Consider the following 19,037-nt stretch of genomic DNA (forward strand, 5'->3'; position numbering starts at 1 on the left):
CAGATGGGGTATGGTTGTTTCTGAAAAAAAACGTCACCTGTTCCTGTTTGCAATCATTTTTTCGGCAGGGCTTCTTTTGTCTCCAGGCTTCGGGGCGGCGGACAGCATCGGGAAAAAGAAGGGAGAACTGACCGAGATTGAGAAGAAGATAAAAGAGAAGAAGGGGGAGATAAATAAGACCAAGAAGAAGGAGAAATCTATTATCGGGGAGATCTCCCGGATGGACAGGGAGCTGAAAAAGAACGAAAAGGAGATCTCGTATATCGGCTACAAGATAGACAACACGACGTCCTCTATAGAGGACCTCGAGGCAAAGAAGGCGCGGCTCGAGGAAAATATGGGGAAGATGCAGGCGGTAATCGGGGATAGGCTCGTCGCCTTCTACAAGCTCGGCGGCGCGGGGTATCTGCCGGCCCTCTTTTCCGCCGAGGACTATTCCGACGTGAAGAGGAGGGGGAAATATCTCTCCAAGGTAATAGAGGCGGACAGGCGGCTCTTTTTCGTGTATAAGTCAAACGCGGACGCCCATGCAGAGACGATCGACAGTCTGAAGAAGAAGAGGGGAGAACTGGCCCTGCTCAAAGAGGATGTGGTCATAAAGGAGGTAAAGCTAAAGAAGGGAAAGGAGGAGAAGAATAAATATCTAGATAACGTGCGGAAGGAGAAGTCTTCTTATGAATCTGCGCTGGAGGAGCTCGAGAGGTCGAAAAAGAGGCTGACCGCCCTGATAGAGAGGCTTAACCGGGAGAGGGAGGCTAGGGAGAGGAAAAAGGGGATCAGTCACGCCCATTCATCCCCCGGGGCGGGAGGATATTTCGCGAACCTCAAGGGGAGGCTCCCCTATCCCGTCAACGGGAGGGTGGTGACGAGCTACGGCAAGGGGAAAGACCCGAAGTACGAAAACCCGATATTCAACAAGGGAATCGAGATAGAGGCTCCCGAGGGAGTGAAGTTCATCTCCGTTGCCAAGGGGGAGGTGATCTACGCCGACTACTTCCCCGGCTACGGGAATCTCATCATAGTCGATCACGGCGACAGCTACTACACCGTATACGGCCACGCAAAGTCGCTCTACAAGGGGGTGGGGGCCAAGGTGGCGGCGGGTGAAGCGATAGGGTCTGTGGGGGACACGGGATCCCTCAAGGGAGCCTGCCTCTATTTCGAGATTCGCCATCATACACAGACGACAAACCCTTCTGGTTGGTTGGTAAAAAAGTAAAAAAGGATTTTTAAGAAATCACTGTTTAAAATGATAGAAAGGGGAATTGGATATGACAATAAAAAAAGGAAAGTTTAGGTTTGTTCTGCTTCTGACCCTGATTTTTATGGTCGGGGTGTCTCTGGGGAAGGGACTGGACAACGTCCTGGCCGAATCGGACAACATCTACAAGGAGCTCGAGATATTCACGAACGCCCTGAACCTGATCAGGGAAAACTACGTGGAGGAGGTTGACACAAAGAAACTGATTACCGGAGCAATCAGCGGAATGGTTACGGCCTTAGACGAGCACAGCTCATACATAACCTCTGACAAGTTCAATAATTTCCTGGATGACACGAAGGGGAGCTTCGGCGGCCTCGGTATCATAATCAGCATCGTCGATGAGACGTTGACTGTTATATCGCCCATAGAAGACACCCCCGCATGGCGGGCGGGACTGAAATCGGGCGACAAGATCATAACGATCGACGGGGTCTCCACGAAGGGAATCGACATCTTGGAGGCGCAGAAAAAGCTTAAGGGCAAAAAGGGGACGAAGGTCACCATCGCGATAATTAGGAAGGGATTTACAAAGCCCAAGAATATAACCATCACAAGGGAGATAATCAAGCTCAAGAGCGTCAAACATGAGGTGTACGACAACAACGTGGTGTATATACGCATAACCCACTTCATAGAGACCACCACGGAGGATTTCAAAAAGGCCCTTGACGATGCGGAGAGTAAGACAAATGGAAACCTCAAGGGTATAATTCTCGACCTCAGAGACGATCCGGGCGGTCTCCTCTCGAAATCGGTCGAAATCTGCGACATGTTCGTGGACGATGGGACGATCGTCTATACGGAGGGGAGGGTCGCCGGAAGCAGGATGATTTTCAAGGCCCACAGGCTTGGGACACTCCCGGAGATACCGATGGTGATATTGATCAACGGCGGCAGCGCCAGCGCATCGGAGATCGTGGCGGGAAGCCTGAAGGACCACGGGAGGGCGATCCTGATCGGCACCAAGAGCTTCGGAAAGGGCTCGGTCCAGACGATAATCCCCATGTCTGACGGCTCCGGGATAAAGCTTACGACGGCAAAATATTACACCCCCAGCGGAGTGTCGATACACGGCGAGGGAATCGAACCTAACATCGTTGTGGAAGTTCCGGAGACGGAGGAGGGGGAAGAATCGATTATAGACGCCGGGGAGGAAGAGAAGATCGAGGGAGAGAAAGATGAAAAGAAGCCGGACATCCAGCTGGACAAGGCAAAAGAGGTTATAAACAATTGGAACAAGTATGAAAATATTCTGAAGGTTGATTTGAAAAAATAGCTTCTGTGCTCTAAATGACAAAGAAAAAAGCCAAAAACAAAAATAAGGGGGAGCGGGCGGCCAAGACTCCAAAGACGGCCATCCGCTCCCCCAAAAAAAAGCCGAAAAACAGGGTAAAGGGCTTGATAGAGACAAAGGGGAGATACATCGCGCTCTCGGCCCTTTTGCTTTGCGTTATAGTCGCGCTTATCTTTGTGGCGGTCGGCCTGATAAGAAAGAGGGTGGAGCCGGTATTCCCCGGGCTATCCATTACCGGAACCCCGGTTCATCCGACGGACGGCGTTTTCAAGATCGAGCGCGATATCCTGGCGGTCAACGAGGAGATCACCGGCTCCCTCTTGGATCTCGGGTACTCGGAATCTTCTCTCAAAAGCTCCGATGAAAAGGCCAAGGTGGTCGGGGCGGTTCACTTCAGGGAGATTTCAGAGAGCTATTCCCTCAAAGGGGGCGATGATAAAGGGGAGATCCTCGAATTTTTATCGGGGAGGTTGGAGGGCTTCGGGGACGATGTCTCCGTCAGGGAGACGGATGTTGCCGGCGGTGGATTCTACTTCGACTTCTACGTCTACGACTACCAGGTAAGGAGGCTGACGTTTTTAACATCCTCCTCAAAGGCCCCCAAGATTACAATACCCCCGGTCGTGAAGCCGGCCCCTAAAATCGCCATCATAATGGACGACATGGGGATAAGCAGGGGCTTTATAAAAGAGCTCCTCGCGCTTAAGTACCCGGTGACCGTTTCCGTTCTGCCCCATCAGCCCTCTACCTATTACGTGGCGGACCTCGCCCATAAGAAGGGCGCCGAGGTGATGCTTCACCTCCCGATGGAGCCGATAGATTACCCGAACAAGAACCCGGGGCCGGGGGCGCTCTTTACCTATATGGATGGGGACACCTTCAAGAACAGCCTCGCATCAGACCTCGCCTCCGTCCCCCATGTCGCAGGCGTCAACAATCACATGGGCTCGCGCCTGACCCAGGACGAGGAGAAGATGAGACTTGTGCTTGACGAGATTGGAAAGAGGGGGCTCTTCTTCGTGGATTCGAGGACAACCCACCTTACGGTTGCCTATCGGCTGGCTGTGAGTATGGGGGTTCCGGCAATAGAGAGGTCGGTCTTTCTCGACAACGAGAACGACCTGAACGCCGTAAGGGGCAGACTCAACGAGCTGATAGCCGTGGCGAAGAGGGACGGCAGGGCCTTAGGGATATGTCACCCCAGGTCGGAGACGATAAGGGCGCTGAAGTCGATGGAGCCGGCCCTGACCTCGGGAGCGGTCAAGGTCGTCACGGTCAAGGAGCTTTTAAAGGCAAAAAAATATTAGATTGAGCGGGAGGGAATATGGAGAACTTCTTAGATCTTTTGGTGGACGGCGGTCCCCTTATGATCCCGATACTTTTGTGTTCCGTAATTGCGCTGGGAGTCTTCCTGGAGAGGGTCTTTTATCTGAGGAGGAAGAAGATCATTCCCTCTGAGCTTGTAATTAAGGTTGAGGAGCTTGTAAAAGAGGGGCGGATAAACGATGTGACGAGCATCTTGAGAAGAGATCGCTCGCCCATGGCGAGGATATTTCTGGCCGCCGTGAAGAACTTCGGCAAGAAGAGGGAGGTCATAAAGGAGTCGGTGGAGGAGGTGGGGGGACAGGAGGCTGAGTACCTGGAGAAGTACGTCGGGGTGCTCTCCGTTATCGCCCAGATAAGCCCCCTCTTGGGTCTTCTGGGCACCGTCCAGGGGATGATAAAAGTGTTCAACAAGATCATGTCGGTCGGGGTCGGGGATCCCTCGCAGCTCGCGGACGGCATCTCAGTGGCGCTGGTGACCACGGCGGCGGGGCTGACGGTGGCCATTCCCACGCTCATCGGATACCACTACCTGATAGGGAGGGCGAGCGACCTCACCTCGGAGATGCAGCTTTACACCATAAGCCTCGTCGACATCATCAAGGGGGAGGATTAAGGCGTATTGGGGTATGGGATTAAGATCGTTTTTTAGCCCCCAATCCCTTAACAGCCGTTTTTTGCCGATTTATTTGGAAGAAAGAGATGAATTTCAAGAAAAATAACAGAAAGAAGGATGCCGTGAGCGTAAACCTCACCTCCCTTATTGACGTGGTTCTCCTGCTCCTCATCTTCTTTATGATATCGACCACCTTTGTCCTGACGCCGGGGCTGAAGGTGGACCTCCCCGAGTCTACGGTCGAGGAGGTTCCCCAGGAGAAGGAGGATATTATCGTTTTTGTGACCGAGGACAACAGGATAAAGCTGGGGGAGGAGTTCTACACGTATGAGGGGCTTTACGAGGAGCTCTTGAAGCAGAAAAAAGAGAAACCGAAGGCGAACCTGATCATTCAGGCGGATGAAAAAGCAAACCACGGGACCGTCGTCGAGGTGATGGACGACGCCAAGAGGACAGGTTTTTCGAGGCTCTCCATAGCCACGGAGAGGAGGGGGGAGTAGGGCCGTTTTTTGGTTTCAAATTGTTGGCCGGCGGTATTTAAATGTTTGGCCCGGGTTTTTGTGACACTTTTTATTCCCAAGACAGAAAAGGGGCGGGTATTCTCGGGACTCTCAAAGCCGTGATGAACAAAGGATATAAAAAACAAACAACCAAATATATATAAGCGGGGTTCCGACCTTCCCCGTCCCCAATATAAAGAATAGATGCCGCAGTCATCTATGGCTTTCAAAGGACATTCAGCACTCTTGGCGTTCCCTTTAAACCCATTAGCGTAGGCAGCCCGTCGGTCCCTTAACGCCCCCCTTCCCCCCACCTTCCGCTCTCCCCATTCTCCCCTTGCCTTTTTCCCTGGTCGATGAGCGTTGGCAATCTTTCGGCCCATCCCCCTCTCCCTTTTACCCCCCTCCCCCCCCTCCCTCCTCTTCCATCCAAGCGATAAACCTTGGTGGCCGGTCGGAGCCGATGCGTCTTTCCTCTAACCCATTAAAAATGACGGCCGACCTTGACCTTTCCAGCCCCCTCTTAAAACGCACCCTAATCCTTGATCTTAAGCTCCGCCCCGCACCTCCTGCAGTAGCGGGTGATCTCCTTTTTATCGTTGATCTTAAAGACGTCGTCGATCACCTCGCAGTTAGGGCAGAGGTCCCAGTTTTTGAACAAGATCTGGTCATCGATGGTCTTGATAAATTTTATCTCGGGGAACTTGAGCCAGAAGAGGTTTTCGCCCTTTCTTAGGTCGCCGTCTTTGCAGGTCTCGGAAAAGAGGAATCCCCCGGCGCCAATGGAAAAAGCCCCGTGAGGCAAGGAAATTTCCATCTTCTCTTGGTCAAATGTGCCTTCCTTTTCAAGCTTTGGGGGCGTAACGCCCTCGCAGATCGTAATCTTGATTCCCATCCTTCTCTCGTACAGGGTGGTTAAAAATAGATTGGGAATATTATCAGAATAGACAGTGATAGTCAAGGTTTTGGGTGTTTTAATGTGGATTTTCTCGTCTCTTTTTTGATATATATAAAAAGATTTACCCTTCCATTTAAAACCTTTTCAGAAGGATGGATATAGTCTATAATCGAGAGGTTTTTCACTCAAGGTTGTTATGAAGTTTAGGCATATCATTAAGACATTGGTCATTTTCCTTTTTGCGGCCGCGGTATTCGCAGTGCCGATCTGCGGGCAGGAGGCGGAGCACCTCTCCGCGATCTGGGAAGAGTTTACCGATATCCCCCGATCAAGGGGCGATCGGTGCACGGACATAGTCGGAATATTCAAGCGGCTCGGGGCAAATGAGATCCACGTCGAGAGGATCGAGGGGGGAAACGGCTGTCCTGGGAACATCATCGTCCCGATCGATTCAAATAGGGAGGACGGCGGAGGAGCGGGTGGGTGTATCATTGTCTCCTCCCACCTCGACATGAAGGGGGAGGGCGTCGGCGCCCTGGATAATTACAGCGGCGTCTTGATGATGGCGGCCCTTTACAAGGAGATCAAAGGGTGTGAGCTCAAACACGATTTTCTATTCATCGCCTTCGACAGGGAGGAGGAGGGTCTGTTGGGGTCGAAGGCCTTTGTAAAGGGGAGCAGATATAAGCCGGGGAAGATTCACGCGGTGATAAACTTCGACTGCCTCGGCATTACGCTTCCCCACCCCTGGCCGGAGGGGTCTTCAGATTCTCTGGAAGAGCTTTTTGTGGATGTGGGTGAGAAATTCGGGCACGATCTCTCCCCGGTCTCCATAAGCTATGTCCGTACCGATTCCGTCCCCTTTCTTAAGGCGGGAATCCCCGCCATAACGCTTGACGGCATAATGCCTTACGATGTCTTTATCCTCGACTCGAAATTTGACGACCCCTCGGTTGTCGATCGGAACGTCTTTTTCCAAAGCTACAATATTCTTTTAGAGTATATCCTTGAGGTGGATTCACTCCTTGAGTCGCCGGATGCGAAAAGCGTGAAGTAGGGCGGAAGAATCGCATCGGCCCGCGATGGTGGGGCTGTCTATCTTATTTGGAGGCGGATTATAATACCACGCAGGATATAGCTGTAAATTATTGAATTTATTGAAATCGTTGAAATTGGGGGCATTTTTAAAGGCTGCATTAAAAAAAGCGTACCATTTAGGTAAAGAATATCTTAAAATGGGGTATAAATTTCTTATGTTATGATCGAGTCCTCTCGGGCGTATCCGAGGGATTTCATATCTGAGAGTTAGGGTTTTTTATGTTGTAAGGAGGGGAAAATGGAATTCTGGAGCAGCGAAAAGGAGCCGATAGAGGCCTTTTTGAAGTTGTTCGACAAGTGCATGAAGGACAAGGAGCTGGGCGAAAGCATCAAAAAGATAAATCAATTGATCTGGTTTGACTACACCCAGGACGGCCCGGAGTGCTCCTTCTGGGTGGACTGCCGCGGGGGTAATGTTTCGTCGGGACAGGGAAGGCCGAAGGAAGAACCGGATTTTACGATGATCCTTTCCGCGGACGACGCCCACCGGTCCTGGTCAAACAAGCTGAGCCCGGTTATGGCAATAACGAAAAAGAAGGTCATCGTCAAGGGCTCCGCAGCGGGCCTTTTGAAGCTTGCTCCCAAGCTCAAGAATGTGGCGGTTATTTACAACGAGGTCCTTGACGAGCTCGGCTGGGGTGACAAGAAGCTGTAGGGGTCTTCAACCTTCTTAAACGGGGGAGCTTCAATGGAAAAATTTAAATAGTAGTATAAGCGTTCATCGTGGAGCAGAGTCCGCCAGGGCCGAGGTTTTCTCGGCGAAAGCGGACGATCGGCCTTTTGAGTTAAAATGGGACATTTGCTTCTGTCGGGCATGGCGCTTAAATTTTAAAAACGGGGGCTGCCGTAAAAAGGCAAGCCCCCGATGATCTCTATCACTGCCCTGTAAATCCCTTAAAAAGATTGTTTAGAACCTTCTAGTCCTCCCGATATTCGGGCCGAAGAGAATCTGGAAAAAGGGACTCAGGCTCGAAATTTATATCTCCAAACAAGACAAATAGTGATTCCGCCACCTGCTTGTTTAATGGTTTTTACTTGACGTTCACCACTATCTTCTCTACGAGGTCGAGGCCCGTGGTCATCTTCGAGGTGTCTTCATACAGGTCTCCGCTCTCCCCGTCGGGGCTGGAGTGTCCGATGAGCTTCATCTCGTAGCTCTCGGTCTTTGAAGTCAGGTCAATCTCCACCGAATAGACGACGGCGGGCTGCCCCCCCGCATAAAGACCTCCCGTATAGCCCGGGTCTCCCTGCTTTGCGTCCTCGGTATAAAAATCGTTGAAATCACCGGAGTTGTTGAACTCGGCCACGATGATGAATTTAGTCAGGGTCTCGGGGACCTTTGTAACGAGTGAAAAGCTCGCCTTCGGGCTGGCCGATGTGATAGCGTCGGGGAGGGGATTGGCTTTAGTAGGAAGGTATAATCCGTCTTCATAGACAACGCCTCTCTTGTGTGCCCAGTAAGGGAGCGAGGACTTTCTCCTGACCTTCTCGATCGGCACGCCCTCTCCGGGAGTCTTTCTCCAATCCTGGGTTCCAACCCTTTTGGTCACATAAATTGTTTCGATATAATTGCCGTCGGTGTCTTCGATCCAAACGGCTATTTGCGGGGTTGTTTTAATTTTAAAAAACTTCATTACCTTGAGCATATGGGTGTAGTGCTTACCGCCTTCGACAACGAGGGTTATATCCATGCCGGTTTTGTTTTCGCCCGAGGTTATGACTATCTCTTTAGAATTGCATGTGGATACACAAAAAGCCGCTAAAATCAGTGCTGTTATAAATAGACCTTTTTTCACAAATTCCTCCTTTAATCCTTATTGGTTAATAATTATGGTGCCTTAAATGACATGAAAGCCAATTTTTGCTTAAAAAAACGGCCGGCCCCCCAAAATGTGTCCGGCCTACTTCAAAGGCCATCCCCTCTAAAAAATGTCGGGCCAAATAAAAACGGCCGGCCCCTCTGAAATTGGCCACCCCCCCCAACTGCCCTGCCCCCCTGAAATTTGTCCATCCCCTAAAAATGCCCAACTCCCCCAACATTGGCCATCCCCCAAAAGTATCGGCTCCTCCCCCCCAAATTTGATCTCCCTACCCCCCCTAAAATTGCCCACTACCTCGAAATTGCTCCGCTAAAAAGTGCCTGGTTCTCAAAATCTCCCTGCCCCCCAAATCAGACTATCCCCCTTTTTTGATAAAGAAGAACGATCTATCTACGCGAACCTGTTTCTGTTTACCCTGATAATCTCGGAGGACACCTTGTTTAGGGTCTCCATGATATTCGTGCCTGTAATGGCGATGGATGAGAAGTCCGGATTGTTCCTCGGGTTCAAGGCATCTCTCAGCTTTTCAATGGAGGCGACGTTTGGAAGGTCGCGCTTGTTGTACTGGATAACGGTGGGGAAGATCTTGGGGTCCTGGCGATAGTGCATGAGGATCTCGTCCAAGTCCGCCCTGGAGTAGATATTTTCCGCCATCTTGTCTTCCTGGGAGTCGGAGACGAAGACAACGCCGTCCGCCCCCCTCATCACAAGCCTCCTGGTCTCCTCGTATTTGACCTGGCCCGGGACGGTGTAAAGCTCGAATCGAATTTTAATTCGACCGCCGCGTATCTTCGCCGATGTGGTAACGTCAAAAAAATCGAAGAAGAGCGTCCTGTCCTCCTGAGTGTTGATGGACATGAATCGTCCCTTTACCTCGGGCGAAAGGCGGGTGTGAATGTATCGGAGGTTTGTGGTCTTTCCCCCCTGGCTCGGACCGAAGTAGACGATCTTCATGATCATCTCTTTTTTTTGAAAGTTGACTCGCATAGACGGAGTAAATCTTTAGAAAATTTAGGAAATTATACAATAAAATCAATCTTATGTAAATACTAAAACTTAAATAAATTTTGGCATTTGATAAAGTCTTTCTGAGACGATAAACCGCAAAATGAGTTGTACATATTCAAAGGCGGTTTTTGTTGACAATTGCAGGATCCCTAAACTATAATACCCGGAACGGCCAAATTGGACGGGGAACGATAGAGGAAATAAGAAAAGGATTTATATATGGTGTTTTTTAAAAATAGGACAATGATGAATAAAAGGTCTGTTTTAAGGTGGTTCAGCATCGCTGTTTCGTGTCTTTTGGTTTATGCCCTTCTTTTTCTCTCCGGGTGCGGCTCGCCGATAATTCCGAGGAAATCAAAGCCGATGGTGAATGTGTATAACGGCGCCAGGGCGTACTGCACAAAGGTGGGTGTGAAGGGACTCGCCAGAGAGGTGAACAAGAAGCTGGTGGAGAATGAATACATCGTTGGAGAGCCGAAGAACCTCGCCGATTACAGGGTGGAGACGGAGATAATATTCAATCCGGTGGATGAAGATTACGCAAAGGATGTTTTTGATATTGTGAAGGTGGGAAAACTCCTCCCTCAGGAGGAGGTCTCGGAGGGGAGCGTTCAGATAATCCTCGGAATGGACGCCGTGGTGCCGACGTTCGAGACCCTGAAGGTGGAGAATAAAATTCTGGTGTTGAATTCCACAAGGCGAAAGGGGCTTGCGAAGAGTATAGCGGTGACGATCGACCATAATCTTTCAAAAAAATACATGTTTTACACCCCGGACGACGCGGATCGCTACTTCCACGAGACGGTGATATATTATCCCCCGAATCTCTCGGATGTGGCCAAAGAGGTCAGGGAGGCCGTGGGTTATGGAGAGATGAAGGAGGTTGAGAACCTGAAGGATGTGGTCGTTGTCTTGGGGCTCGAATTCGATCCAAGGACCAAGGCGAGGCTGGGCCTTGACAAGGATGAGAATCTCCCCGAAGTCAGGATTATAATCAAGAAGACCGATTTCATGCTCAGGGGGTATGACCTCTCGGGCAGCCTACTCTTTGAATATCCGGTCTCCATCGGCAAAAACCCCGACCTTGAGGACAAGAAGGAGATGGGGGACAACCGCACACCGGAGGGGACGTTCAAGGTGGTCTCCATAGAGGACAGCTCCTCGTGGGTATTCGAGGGGGAATACGCCTACGGCCCCTGGTTTATCAGGCTTGCCACCCAGCCGTGGACGGGGATCGGCATACACGGGACCAACGAGCCGGAAAAGATAGGGATGCCGGTATCGAGGGGCTGTATAAGGCTTCACAACGAGCATCTCGAAAAACTGATGAAGGTTGTTAAGATCGGCTCGACCGTGGAGATTCGTCACTGATTTATTCCGGTCGGGGGGGGGCTGGGGAAAGGTGGAGCGGAGAAAAATCATTTTTGATGTCCATTTCTTGACATGGTCGGTTGGGTCGTTGTATTTTATGGCTTAAGGCAAAAATCTTGGAGGAGACATCTTTTAAAGACATGGTTGGGATTGAAGAGCTGAATGACCCGCAAGTTTTTGAAAGGCTTTGGGGGTAGGTCTGTGGCCCATGTAGTTGCGGTAATTCCAGCGAGGTACGACTCGGTGAGGTTCCCGGGGAAGGTCCTGGCACTGCTTGACGGGAGGCCGATAATCGAGCATGTAGCCCGGAGGACAGCTGCGGCAAAGACCGTAAACAGGATCATCGTCGCCACCGATGACCGGAGGATCGCCGATAGAATCACGGATTCGATCAAGGTCTTCGGTGCCGAGGTCGTCATGACATCCAGGGAGCACAGGACAGGGACGGACCGAATCGGCGAGGCGGTTGAAAATATCCGGTGTGACATCGTCGTAAACGTTCAGGGGGACGAGGCGGCCATAGAGCCGAGGGCGATAGATGATGCCGTCAGACCTCTTATCGATGAACCGGATCTTGAAATGTCTACGCTCTCCGCCGACATCAAGGAGGAGGGAGACCTCCTGTCTCCCAACGTCGTCAAGGTCGTTATTGATAAGAGGGGATACGCCCTTTATTTCTCCAGGAGCCCGATCCCATTTTGTCGTGATAACAGTGCCGGCGGAAAGATGAGATTCAATCCCTCATCAAGTCTTTGCAAAAAACATATAGGGCTTTATGTCTTCAGGAGGGATTTCTTGGATAAATACATAAGGCTTCCGATGACGCCCCTGGAGAGGGCGGAGAGCCTCGAGCAGCTGAGGGTATTGGAAAACGGGTACAGGATAAAGGTGATAAACACCGAGTACGATTTTGTGGGGGTTGATTCTCCGGAAGACCTCGAGAGGCTTGAAAACCTTGTAAGAGAAGGAAGGTTGATACTATGAGACGCTCTAAGTTCATTTTCGTAACCGGCGGTGTCCTGTCGTCTCTGGGAAAGGGGCTGGCCGCGGCCTCAATCGGGGCGCTCTTGGAGAGCAGGGGGCTTACCGTAACCTTTTTGAAGCTCGATCCTTATATCAACGTCGATCCCGGAACGATGAACCCGTTCCAGCACGGGGAGGTGTTCGTGACGGACGACGGGGCGGAGACCGACCTCGACCTGGGTCACTACGAGAGATACACCACCGCAAAGATGGGACAGGTGAACAACATCACCACGGGCCAGATATATGACTCGGTGATCACAAAGGAAAGACGGGGTGAGTATTTGGGAGGCACCGTGCAGGTCATTCCCCACATCACCGACGAGATAAAGCAAAACGTTATAAATCTCGCAAACGGGGTGGATACGGTTATCGTTGAGGTGGGGGGGACGGTCGGCGATATCGAGAGCCTCCCCTTTCTCGAGGCGATACGACAGCTGCGGTGGGACCTCGGCTCCGAGAACACCCTCTACATACACCTTACCCTCGTTCCATTTATCTCCACGGCGGGAGAGGTCAAGACAAAGCCGACCCAGCACAGCGTCATGAAGCTGAGGGAGATAGGAATCCAGCCCGACATCCTTCTCTGCCGGGGAGAGAAGGAGCTTTCCCTCGAGATCAAGAAGAAGATAGCGCTCTTCTGCAACGTCCAGGTAGAGTCGGTTATCTCCGCCGTGGATGTGAAAAATATATACGAGGTTCCCATCCTCTTCAACAAGCAGGGTTTGGACGACAGGATCGTGGAAAAGCTCAACATGTGGACGAAGGCGCCGGACCTTTCGGCCTGGGAGGAGATCGTGGAGAGGGCGAAAAACCCGAGGGGGGAGGTCACCATCGCCATCGTCGGAAAATACGTCGATCTCGTGGAGTCTTACAAGAGCCTGAACGAGGCGCTGGTCCATGGCGGGATCGCCAACAATCTCAAGGTCAACCTGGACTTCGTGGACGCCGAGGAGATAGAAAAGAAGGGGCCGGAGACGCTTTTGAAGGGCGCCGACGGCATCCTCGTTCCGGGTGGGTTCGGATCGAGGGGAATCGAGGGAAAGATCACAGCAGCCGGCTACGCCAGGGAGAACAACATCCCGTACTTCGGGATATGCCTCGGGATGCAGCTCGCGGTTGCGGAGTTCATGCGCAAGATGTGCGGGCATGGTGACGCCAACTCCAGCGAGTTCAATCCCGGCACGTCCTGTCCCATTGTCGATCTTATGCCGGAACAGAAGAACATCGACAAGCTTGGGGGCACAATGAGGCTGGGGGCGTACAAGTGTGTGCTGACAAACGACAGCCTCGCATTTTCGGCGTACAAGACCTCCACCATAAGCGAGAGGCACAGGCACCGCTACGAGTTCAACAACGAATACAAGGACGAGGTGAAGGAGAAGGGCATGGTTATCTCGGGGGTAAACCCGAAGAGGAACCTCGTGGAGATAATAGAGATCCCCGGCCTCAAGTGGTTCTTGGGGTGTCAGTTTCACCCCGAGTTCAAGTCGAGGCCGAACGACCCCCATCCCCTCTTCGTGTCGTTTATCGAGGCGGCGGGAAGATGACAAGGATCGTAAACATCGGGGATATCGAGATAGGGGGAGAGAGACCCTTCGTTCTTATTGCCGGCCCCTGCGTCATCGAGGGGGAGAAAGTGGCCATGGAGACCGGCGCCGCCATAAAGAAGATCGCGGAGGAGCTGAAAATACCCTACATCTACAAGTCTTCCTACGATAAGGCGAACAGGTCGAGCGTTTCATCCTACAGGGGCCCCGGCATGGAAGAGGGGCTGAAGATTTTAAAAAAGGTGAGGGAATATCTGGGGGTCCCGGTCCTCTCCGACGTTCACACCGTCGACGAGGTCAGGCGGGCGGCGGAGGTCCTTGACGTCCTGCAGATCCCCGCCTTTTTGTGTCGCCAGACCGACCTGCTTTTGGAGGCGGGGAGGACAAAAAAGCCGGTGAACGTGAAGAAGGGGCAGTTTCTCGCCCCGGAGGATATTATTAATGTAGTGGATAAGATCGAGAGCGAGGGAAACAAGGATATTATATTGACGGAGAGGGGGGCGACCTTCGGGTATCACAACCTCGTGGTCGACTTCCGGTCTCTCCAGATCATGCGGGAGGGCCTTGTTAGGGTGACGGGGGGAGTGGCCCATCCCTTGAAGGATGAGGAGCACCCGGCGGTGGTCTTTGACGCCACCCACAGCGTTCAGCTCCCGGGGGGGGCGGACGGAATTACCGGGGGCGACAGGAGGTTTATCCCTACCCTCGCCAGGGCGGCCGTGGCGTCAGGCGTGGATGGTATCTTCATGGAGGTTCATCCCGATCCGCCCAGCGCCCTCTGCGACGCAACGAACCAGTTTCATTTAAAACATCTAAAAAGACTTTTAGAGCAACTTTTTACACTGGATTCCATAATAAAAAATGAAAAAAATAACGATTTTTGTTGATATAGATCACAGAAAAATATTATAATACAATATATCGTTTCCTAAATAGAGCTATACACAACATAATGTTATTTTATCTAATTTTAAAAATTGTAAGAAATATTAAGATTGTTTAATTTCAGGCCATCTTTTACTTGACAAAGCATTTAGGTTATAATAATATTATCTAATGTGAGGGGGGGAGAGAAGAAAAGGTATTATTTTTTCAGGGTTTTTTGGGAGAATTATTTTCTAACATTTCCGTGAAAGGAGGTGAAAGACCTGATGAGGAAAATTTTTGCAGGTATTCTCATTGTTGCTTTTGTGGCATCTTTATCTGTGGGGTGCTGTTACTGTGGAGCCATGAGAGCCATTGCTGATGCGGATGCGGCGGTAGCCCAGTGCAACAGCAAGGGAACAATCACGAACGCACCGTACGAAACTTGCAGCGCCAGTGCCTATCTTGGTGGCGCCAAGGAAGTAGTAGGTGATTGTGACTGGTGTCAAGCTCTTGAATGGGCTAACAAGTCCAAGAGCATGGCGGATGCAGCATTGGCTGCTCCCCCGAGGGCAGTTTCACCCTGCTTGTCAATGATGTATTAAAAAAATGGAGGTAATTATAAATGAAGGGTAAAGTCCTTGTAGCCGTTATGGCTGCAGCGGCTCTGGCGCTTCTGGTGGGGTGTGGAGGAGTTACCTCCGGACCAAGCTACGATGCGCTTAACGCCGCTAAAGCTGATTTTGAGAAGGCCACGGCACTGGGCATGAAGGCCTGTACTCCCTGCGAGTACGCAATTGCCGAGGCCGAGCTTGAGTTTGCTGAGCATCACCTCAACGAGCTCAAGATCGATCGCTTCAGGATGCACCTGGCGAAGGCAAACGCGATGATCGCCGAGGGCGTAGACAAGCTGAAGCTCTGTAAGGTCATTTATTTTGACTTTGATAAGTATGCCATCAGACCTGAATTCTATCCAATCCTCTATCATATGGCTCAGACCATGCTGAAGTATGAGGATGTCAACGTGGAAGTTCAGGGACATACTTGTTCTATCGGAACCGAGAAATACAACTGCTGGCTCGGTCAGAAGAGAGCGGACAGTGTAAAAGGCGCTCTTACGCTCTACGAAGTGCCTGAAGAGAGGCTTACGACCGTCAGCTGGGGCGAGTATATGCCCGCTGAGAGCAACGCCACAGAGGCCGGTAGGATCAAAAACAGAAGAGTTGAGTTCGATATCATTTACAAATAAAAGCATCTGATCTGTTTTTGGGGGAAAGGGGGTAATACTCCTTCCCCCATTTTTTTTGAGCGAACCTGAAAGAAAAAGAGTGGTCTAATGTAAGGGGGCTTAAAAGGTGGGAAGAAGCAAGGATATTGTCGGCGAAATCCAAAAGCGCTCCGGGATTATTCTCCTGCCTGACGGGTCTTCGATAAGGTCGATAGGTCTTGAGGAATCTATAAAGGTATCGAAGATTTGCGATACGCCCAGAAGGGAGGTAGAGATCGAGGCCCTGAGTCGAGATATAGTCCCCACAAGGTATATCAGAAATTTAGGGACCCTCGGAATCGTGGGGCAGATGAAGCTCCTAAAGTCTCTTGTCGCCGTGGTAGGAATCGGCGGCCTCGGGGGCACGGTGGTCAGAAGCTTGGCCAGGCTGGGTGTGGGGGGCCTCATCCTCGTCGACTGCGATACATTTTCCGAGGACAACCTCAACCGCCAGGAGATGTCGACGGAAAAAGCGGTCGGGAGGGCGAAGGTGGAGGTGGCGACCGAAGAGGTCGGGAGGATAAACGGCGCCGTCGACGTTGAGGTCGTAAAGCTAAGGGCCGAAGAAGGAGAATTGATCGAAATCCTTAAAAGTGCCGATGTGGCCGTCGACGCCCTCGATAATATCCTCTCGAGGTTCGCCCTGCAGAGGGCGGCAAAGGCCCTAAAAATCCCCCTTGTTCATGGCTCGGTGGCCGGCTTCGTGGGGCAGGTCTCGACCATCCTCCCGGGTGACAAGGGCTATTCGGTCATCTACGGAGATGAGGATGAGCTCCCGGAGAGGGGCGTGGAAACCGGCCTCGGAAACCTCCCTGGAGTCGTCGGAGCCGTCGCCTCGATCCAATCCGTCGAGGTCTTGAAGATCATCACCGGCCTGGGCGAGCCATTGAGAGGAAAACAGCTCTTTTTCGATCTTGAAAGCTCTGTTTTTGAAATCTTTGCGCATTAAGGGGAACTTATGAAAAGATCTCTATTTACAGTTCTTTTATTATGTTTTTTTCTGGCAACCTGCGTTACGGTGAATCCGCTACTCGAGGATGCAGAGACGTCCTTTAACTACGGAAAGAAGCTCATGGGAGACGGCAAGCTCTCCTTTGCCGTTATCGAGTTTAAAAAGGCGATGGATAATTACGACAAGGCGGGACATACATTCACAGCCTTCAGCATCTACCCGTATATCGCCGGCGCTTACTATCTCGGCGGCAACGTCGATGCCGCACTATCGACGTACATGGAGGCCCTTGACTACGCAAAAAAACACCCGGAAGGGGTATCGAAGGAAGACCAGGCCAAGCAGGCGTTTGAAATGGCGGGACTTCTGAAAGAGCTGGGGAGAATCGATTATGCGAAAAGTGTCTACGGCTATGCCTATTCGATCTATATAGAGCTGGACGACCTCGAGGGGGCATCGAGGGTGGAAGAGGAGCTGAACTCCCTTGAGTAGGGGGACATCGTGTTTGTTTTGAACCTACTTCTCTCCGATGTTTCCGTTGGACGAGGAATTACGTGATTTCAATCGGAAGTCCCAATTGGATATTTAAATATAGCCTCAGCGAATTTTAATGACGGCCCCCCGCCGGCCCTACATTGAGACGATGACGAAATTTCGTCGGCCGACTTGATTAAGAAAATCGGCGGGCAAAAAGTAAAAAAGGGATAATACGCTGTCCGTCCTGTTCTCCCGCACCCCGATTGAAAACCTATCCATGAATCAAGAATCTTGATTCATGAAAAGAAAGGGATTCTAAATGGATTGAGTGGATCAACCTGTCGCCGGCTTTTCGCCGTTTTCCCGTTTTGTAGAATGTCAGGAAGGGACTGCCAAAAATGTTTTCAAACTCAGACACTAAATATTTCCTCTCCCCTGTTTTCGACTTTCAATATGTGAGCGGAAAACCCTAACCGCATAAATGCCCCCGTAGGCTTAAAAACCTCAACTCCTCCGCTCAAATATCGCTGTACGACAGCTTTATCACCCTCTTAGGCCTCCAGCTGTAGCGTATGCCGTGCTCCTTGAAGAACTCATCCGGTATCCTCTGCCACGTGTCGTTCATGTCGGAGACGATCTTATCCATCGGAAGTCCCAGGGTAAGCCCTGCCAAAAAGGTCTTGAATATCTTGAACCTCATCTCCAGAAAACTGCCCGCCCCCGTGGTGAGGACAAAGAGGGAGGGATTGCCGTTCCTCATCTTGAGAAGCTCCTTCTGGAAGTGCCCCTGGCTGGTGCAGGAGAGGCCGACTATGATCTGAAAGCCGGGATAGGGGACAACCATGTCGATGTCCTGGGTGTTCGGCCTGAGATAGTAGTGGGTGGCGGACTCGCTGACGATGTCTCCCTCGTAGCCGTGAAGCTGTTTCTTCGGAATCCTTATCGGGTCCGACTGCATCCTGAACGGCTCGTCGAGGCCGTCGCTGTGGAGCGCCCAGCCGTTCCCGTAGCGGGAGTGGGAGTAGACGAAGACGACCTCCCTCTCTCCCAGGGCCTTTATCAGATCCTCCCTGTTGTTTACCACAACCGCATCGATAATTATATCCCTGCCGTAGAGCTTCACCGGGGCGGTGTATTCCCCAACGAATATTTTCAGGAGGTCTCCCCCTCCCTTTTCATCGTAAAAGCCGTTTACGAGGTCCTCCGTCCCGATGGCGAGGGCGATCGTCAGCCTCCCGTCCTCGAAGAGCTTTTCGTAGTAGGGCGGCAGGGACTCGGGAGGAGCCCCCTTGAGCCTTTCCATGGAGCCTTCGAGCCCCTCGGCGATGATGTAATTTAGAAAGACTCCGTACCCCGGGGAATACGGGGGAATGTATTCGGTCTTCTTGGGGGGTGTTGCGCACCCGGAAACTATTAAGATAAGAGTCGTTAAAGCCAAAAAGATTTTAAGCCTCGCAATTTTCAATTTGCCGATAGATTCCAATTTTGTCACCTTTTTTACCTGCCTGTTTTCTGTTAATTACGGTTTCCCTTGAATCAGATCGCACCTTTCCCTATCTACAATGCCTTACTCCCCTCTCCCACTTCCCCTCCCTCCCCCTCCACACCACATTGCCCGGCCCCCCCTTTTGAAAAAAACGGTTTTCTTTTTGTGCGATCTCTGATACTATTCTATATGTTGTGTTTTTATAAGTCAAGAGGGAGCGGGAAAG

18 protein-coding genes are annotated in these 19,037 nt (G+C 51.3%); 14 read left to right on the top strand and 4 right to left on the bottom strand.

Going from position 1 to position 19,037, the window contains the following annotated elements; translation table 11 throughout:
- The first annotated feature begins 10 nt into the window (after positions 1 to 10).
- From JW984_10695 to JW984_10715, 5 genes are all read left to right on the top strand, one after another.
- Positions 11 to 1,219, top strand: a complete 1,209-nt coding sequence (locus JW984_10695) for a peptidoglycan DD-metalloendopeptidase family protein (protein MBN1573650.1) — start codon at positions 11 to 13, stop codon at positions 1,217 to 1,219.
- Between the two features lie 46 nt (positions 1,220 to 1,265).
- On the top strand, positions 1,266 to 2,540 hold the full coding sequence (locus JW984_10700) for a S41 family peptidase (GenBank protein ID MBN1573651.1): 1,275 nt from the start codon (positions 1,266 to 1,268) through the stop codon (positions 2,538 to 2,540).
- A gap of 14 nt (positions 2,541 to 2,554) precedes the next feature.
- Positions 2,555 to 3,865, top strand: a complete 1,311-nt coding sequence (locus JW984_10705) for a divergent polysaccharide deacetylase family protein (GenBank protein MBN1573652.1) — start codon at positions 2,555 to 2,557, stop codon at positions 3,863 to 3,865.
- Between the two features lie 17 nt (positions 3,866 to 3,882).
- A complete protein-coding gene (locus JW984_10710) occupies positions 3,883 to 4,497 on the top strand; it encodes a MotA/TolQ/ExbB proton channel family protein (GenBank protein ID MBN1573653.1) in 615 nt (204 codons plus the stop codon).
- Positions 4,498 to 4,583: 86 nt separating this feature from the next.
- Positions 4,584 to 4,997 carry a biopolymer transporter ExbD gene (locus JW984_10715; protein MBN1573654.1) on the top strand — a complete coding sequence of 138 codons (414 nt, stop codon included), beginning with the start codon at positions 4,584 to 4,586 and terminating at the stop codon, positions 4,995 to 4,997.
- Between the two features lie 535 nt (positions 4,998 to 5,532).
- On the opposite strand, the gene JW984_10720 is transcribed toward JW984_10715, so the two are convergent.
- Complete coding sequence (locus JW984_10720) at positions 5,533 to 5,892, bottom strand: hypothetical protein (GenBank protein MBN1573655.1); 360 nt, start codon at positions 5,890 to 5,892, stop codon at positions 5,533 to 5,535.
- A 199-nt stretch (positions 5,893 to 6,091) separates the two neighbouring features.
- Between JW984_10720 and JW984_10725 the strand changes: the two genes are divergently transcribed.
- Both JW984_10725 and JW984_10730 read left to right on the top strand, forming a co-directional pair.
- A complete protein-coding gene (locus JW984_10725; protein MBN1573656.1) occupies positions 6,092 to 6,952 on the top strand; it encodes a M28 family peptidase in 861 nt (286 codons plus the stop codon).
- A 279-nt stretch (positions 6,953 to 7,231) separates the two neighbouring features.
- Positions 7,232 to 7,648: an SCP2 sterol-binding domain-containing protein gene (locus JW984_10730; protein ID MBN1573657.1), complete on the top strand. Its 417-nt coding sequence runs from the start codon at positions 7,232 to 7,234 to the stop codon at positions 7,646 to 7,648.
- Positions 7,649 to 8,024: 376 nt separating this feature from the next.
- Here JW984_10730 and JW984_10735 read toward each other — a convergent pair whose 3' ends face one another.
- Together JW984_10735 and JW984_10740 are read right to left on the bottom strand one after the other, a co-directional pair.
- Positions 8,025 to 8,789 carry a hypothetical protein gene (locus tag JW984_10735; protein MBN1573658.1) on the bottom strand — a complete coding sequence of 255 codons (765 nt, stop codon included), beginning with the start codon at positions 8,787 to 8,789 and terminating at the stop codon, positions 8,025 to 8,027.
- A 414-nt stretch (positions 8,790 to 9,203) separates the two neighbouring features.
- Positions 9,204 to 9,800 carry a gliding-motility protein MglA gene (locus JW984_10740; GenBank protein ID MBN1573659.1) on the bottom strand — a complete coding sequence of 199 codons (597 nt, stop codon included), beginning with the start codon at positions 9,798 to 9,800 and terminating at the stop codon, positions 9,204 to 9,206.
- A 264-nt stretch (positions 9,801 to 10,064) separates the two neighbouring features.
- On the opposite strand from JW984_10740, the gene JW984_10745 reads away from it, so the two are divergent.
- The 7 genes from JW984_10745 (at position 10,065) to JW984_10775 (ending at position 17,340) form a co-directional block, all read left to right on the top strand.
- Entirely contained in the window at positions 10,065 to 11,192 is a 1,128-nt protein-coding gene (locus JW984_10745; protein ID MBN1573660.1) for a L,D-transpeptidase family protein, read from the top strand.
- A gap of 162 nt (positions 11,193 to 11,354) precedes the next feature.
- Positions 11,355 to 12,176, top strand: coding sequence for a 3-deoxy-manno-octulosonate cytidylyltransferase (gene kdsB / locus JW984_10750; GenBank protein MBN1573661.1), 822 nt, complete (start codon positions 11,355 to 11,357; stop codon positions 12,174 to 12,176).
- Positions 12,173 to 13,765, top strand: coding sequence for a CTP synthase (locus tag JW984_10755; protein MBN1573662.1), 1,593 nt, complete (start codon positions 12,173 to 12,175; stop codon positions 13,763 to 13,765). Before kdsB ends, JW984_10755 begins: the two co-directional genes overlap by 4 nt.
- Positions 13,762 to 14,652: a 3-deoxy-8-phosphooctulonate synthase gene (gene kdsA, locus JW984_10760; protein MBN1573663.1), complete on the top strand. Its 891-nt coding sequence runs from the start codon at positions 13,762 to 13,764 to the stop codon at positions 14,650 to 14,652. Before JW984_10755 ends, kdsA begins: the two co-directional genes overlap by 4 nt.
- Positions 14,653 to 15,254: 602 nt before the next feature.
- On the top strand, positions 15,255 to 15,878 hold the full coding sequence (locus JW984_10765) for an OmpA family protein (GenBank protein ID MBN1573664.1): 624 nt from the start codon (positions 15,255 to 15,257) through the stop codon (positions 15,876 to 15,878).
- Positions 15,879 to 15,984: 106 nt separating this feature from the next.
- Positions 15,985 to 16,845: a HesA/MoeB/ThiF family protein gene (locus JW984_10770; GenBank protein ID MBN1573665.1), complete on the top strand. Its 861-nt coding sequence runs from the start codon at positions 15,985 to 15,987 to the stop codon at positions 16,843 to 16,845.
- A 9-nt stretch (positions 16,846 to 16,854) separates the two neighbouring features.
- Positions 16,855 to 17,340, top strand: a complete 486-nt coding sequence (locus tag JW984_10775) for a hypothetical protein (GenBank protein MBN1573666.1) — start codon at positions 16,855 to 16,857, stop codon at positions 17,338 to 17,340.
- 502 nt (positions 17,341 to 17,842) lie between these two features.
- Here the strand turns inward: JW984_10775 and JW984_10780 are convergent.
- Positions 17,843 to 18,763, bottom strand: coding sequence for a hypothetical protein (locus JW984_10780; protein MBN1573667.1), 921 nt, complete (start codon positions 18,761 to 18,763; stop codon positions 17,843 to 17,845).
- Positions 18,764 to 19,037: the final 274 nt, after the last annotated feature.

The sequence above is a fragment of the Candidatus Zymogenus saltonus genome, assembly GCA_016929395.1.
GTDB lineage: Bacteria > Desulfobacterota > Zymogenia > Zymogenales > Zymogenaceae > Zymogenus > Zymogenus saltonus.

What these genes read in the sequence shown, in the direction of transcription:
- JW984_10695 (MBN1573650.1), top strand. Translation starts at nt 11, where the DNA reads ATGGTTGTTTCTGAAAAAAAACGTCACCTGTTCCTGTTTGCAATCATT.
- JW984_10705 (MBN1573652.1), top strand. Translation starts at nt 2,555, where the DNA reads ATGACAAAGAAAAAAGCCAAAAACAAAAATAAGGGGGAGCGGGCGGCC.
- JW984_10710 (MBN1573653.1), top strand. Translation starts at nt 3,883, where the DNA reads ATGGAGAACTTCTTAGATCTTTTGGTGGACGGCGGTCCCCTTATGATC.
- JW984_10715 (MBN1573654.1), top strand. Translation starts at nt 4,584, where the DNA reads ATGAATTTCAAGAAAAATAACAGAAAGAAGGATGCCGTGAGCGTAAAC.
- JW984_10720 (MBN1573655.1), bottom strand. Translation starts at nt 5,892, where the DNA reads ATGGGAATCAAGATTACGATCTGCGAGGGCGTTACGCCCCCAAAGCTT.
- JW984_10725 (MBN1573656.1), top strand. Translation starts at nt 6,092, where the DNA reads ATGAAGTTTAGGCATATCATTAAGACATTGGTCATTTTCCTTTTTGCG.
- JW984_10730 (MBN1573657.1), top strand. Translation starts at nt 7,232, where the DNA reads ATGGAATTCTGGAGCAGCGAAAAGGAGCCGATAGAGGCCTTTTTGAAG.
- JW984_10740 (MBN1573659.1), bottom strand. Translation starts at nt 9,800, where the DNA reads ATGCGAGTCAACTTTCAAAAAAAAGAGATGATCATGAAGATCGTCTAC.
- JW984_10745 (MBN1573660.1), top strand. Translation starts at nt 10,065, where the DNA reads ATGATGAATAAAAGGTCTGTTTTAAGGTGGTTCAGCATCGCTGTTTCG.
- kdsB (MBN1573661.1), top strand. Translation starts at nt 11,355, where the DNA reads ATGACCCGCAAGTTTTTGAAAGGCTTTGGGGGTAGGTCTGTGGCCCAT.
- JW984_10755 (MBN1573662.1), top strand. Translation starts at nt 12,173, where the DNA reads ATGAGACGCTCTAAGTTCATTTTCGTAACCGGCGGTGTCCTGTCGTCT.
- kdsA (MBN1573663.1), top strand. Translation starts at nt 13,762, where the DNA reads ATGACAAGGATCGTAAACATCGGGGATATCGAGATAGGGGGAGAGAGA.
- JW984_10765 (MBN1573664.1), top strand. Translation starts at nt 15,255, where the DNA reads ATGAAGGGTAAAGTCCTTGTAGCCGTTATGGCTGCAGCGGCTCTGGCG.
- JW984_10775 (MBN1573666.1), top strand. Translation starts at nt 16,855, where the DNA reads ATGAAAAGATCTCTATTTACAGTTCTTTTATTATGTTTTTTTCTGGCA.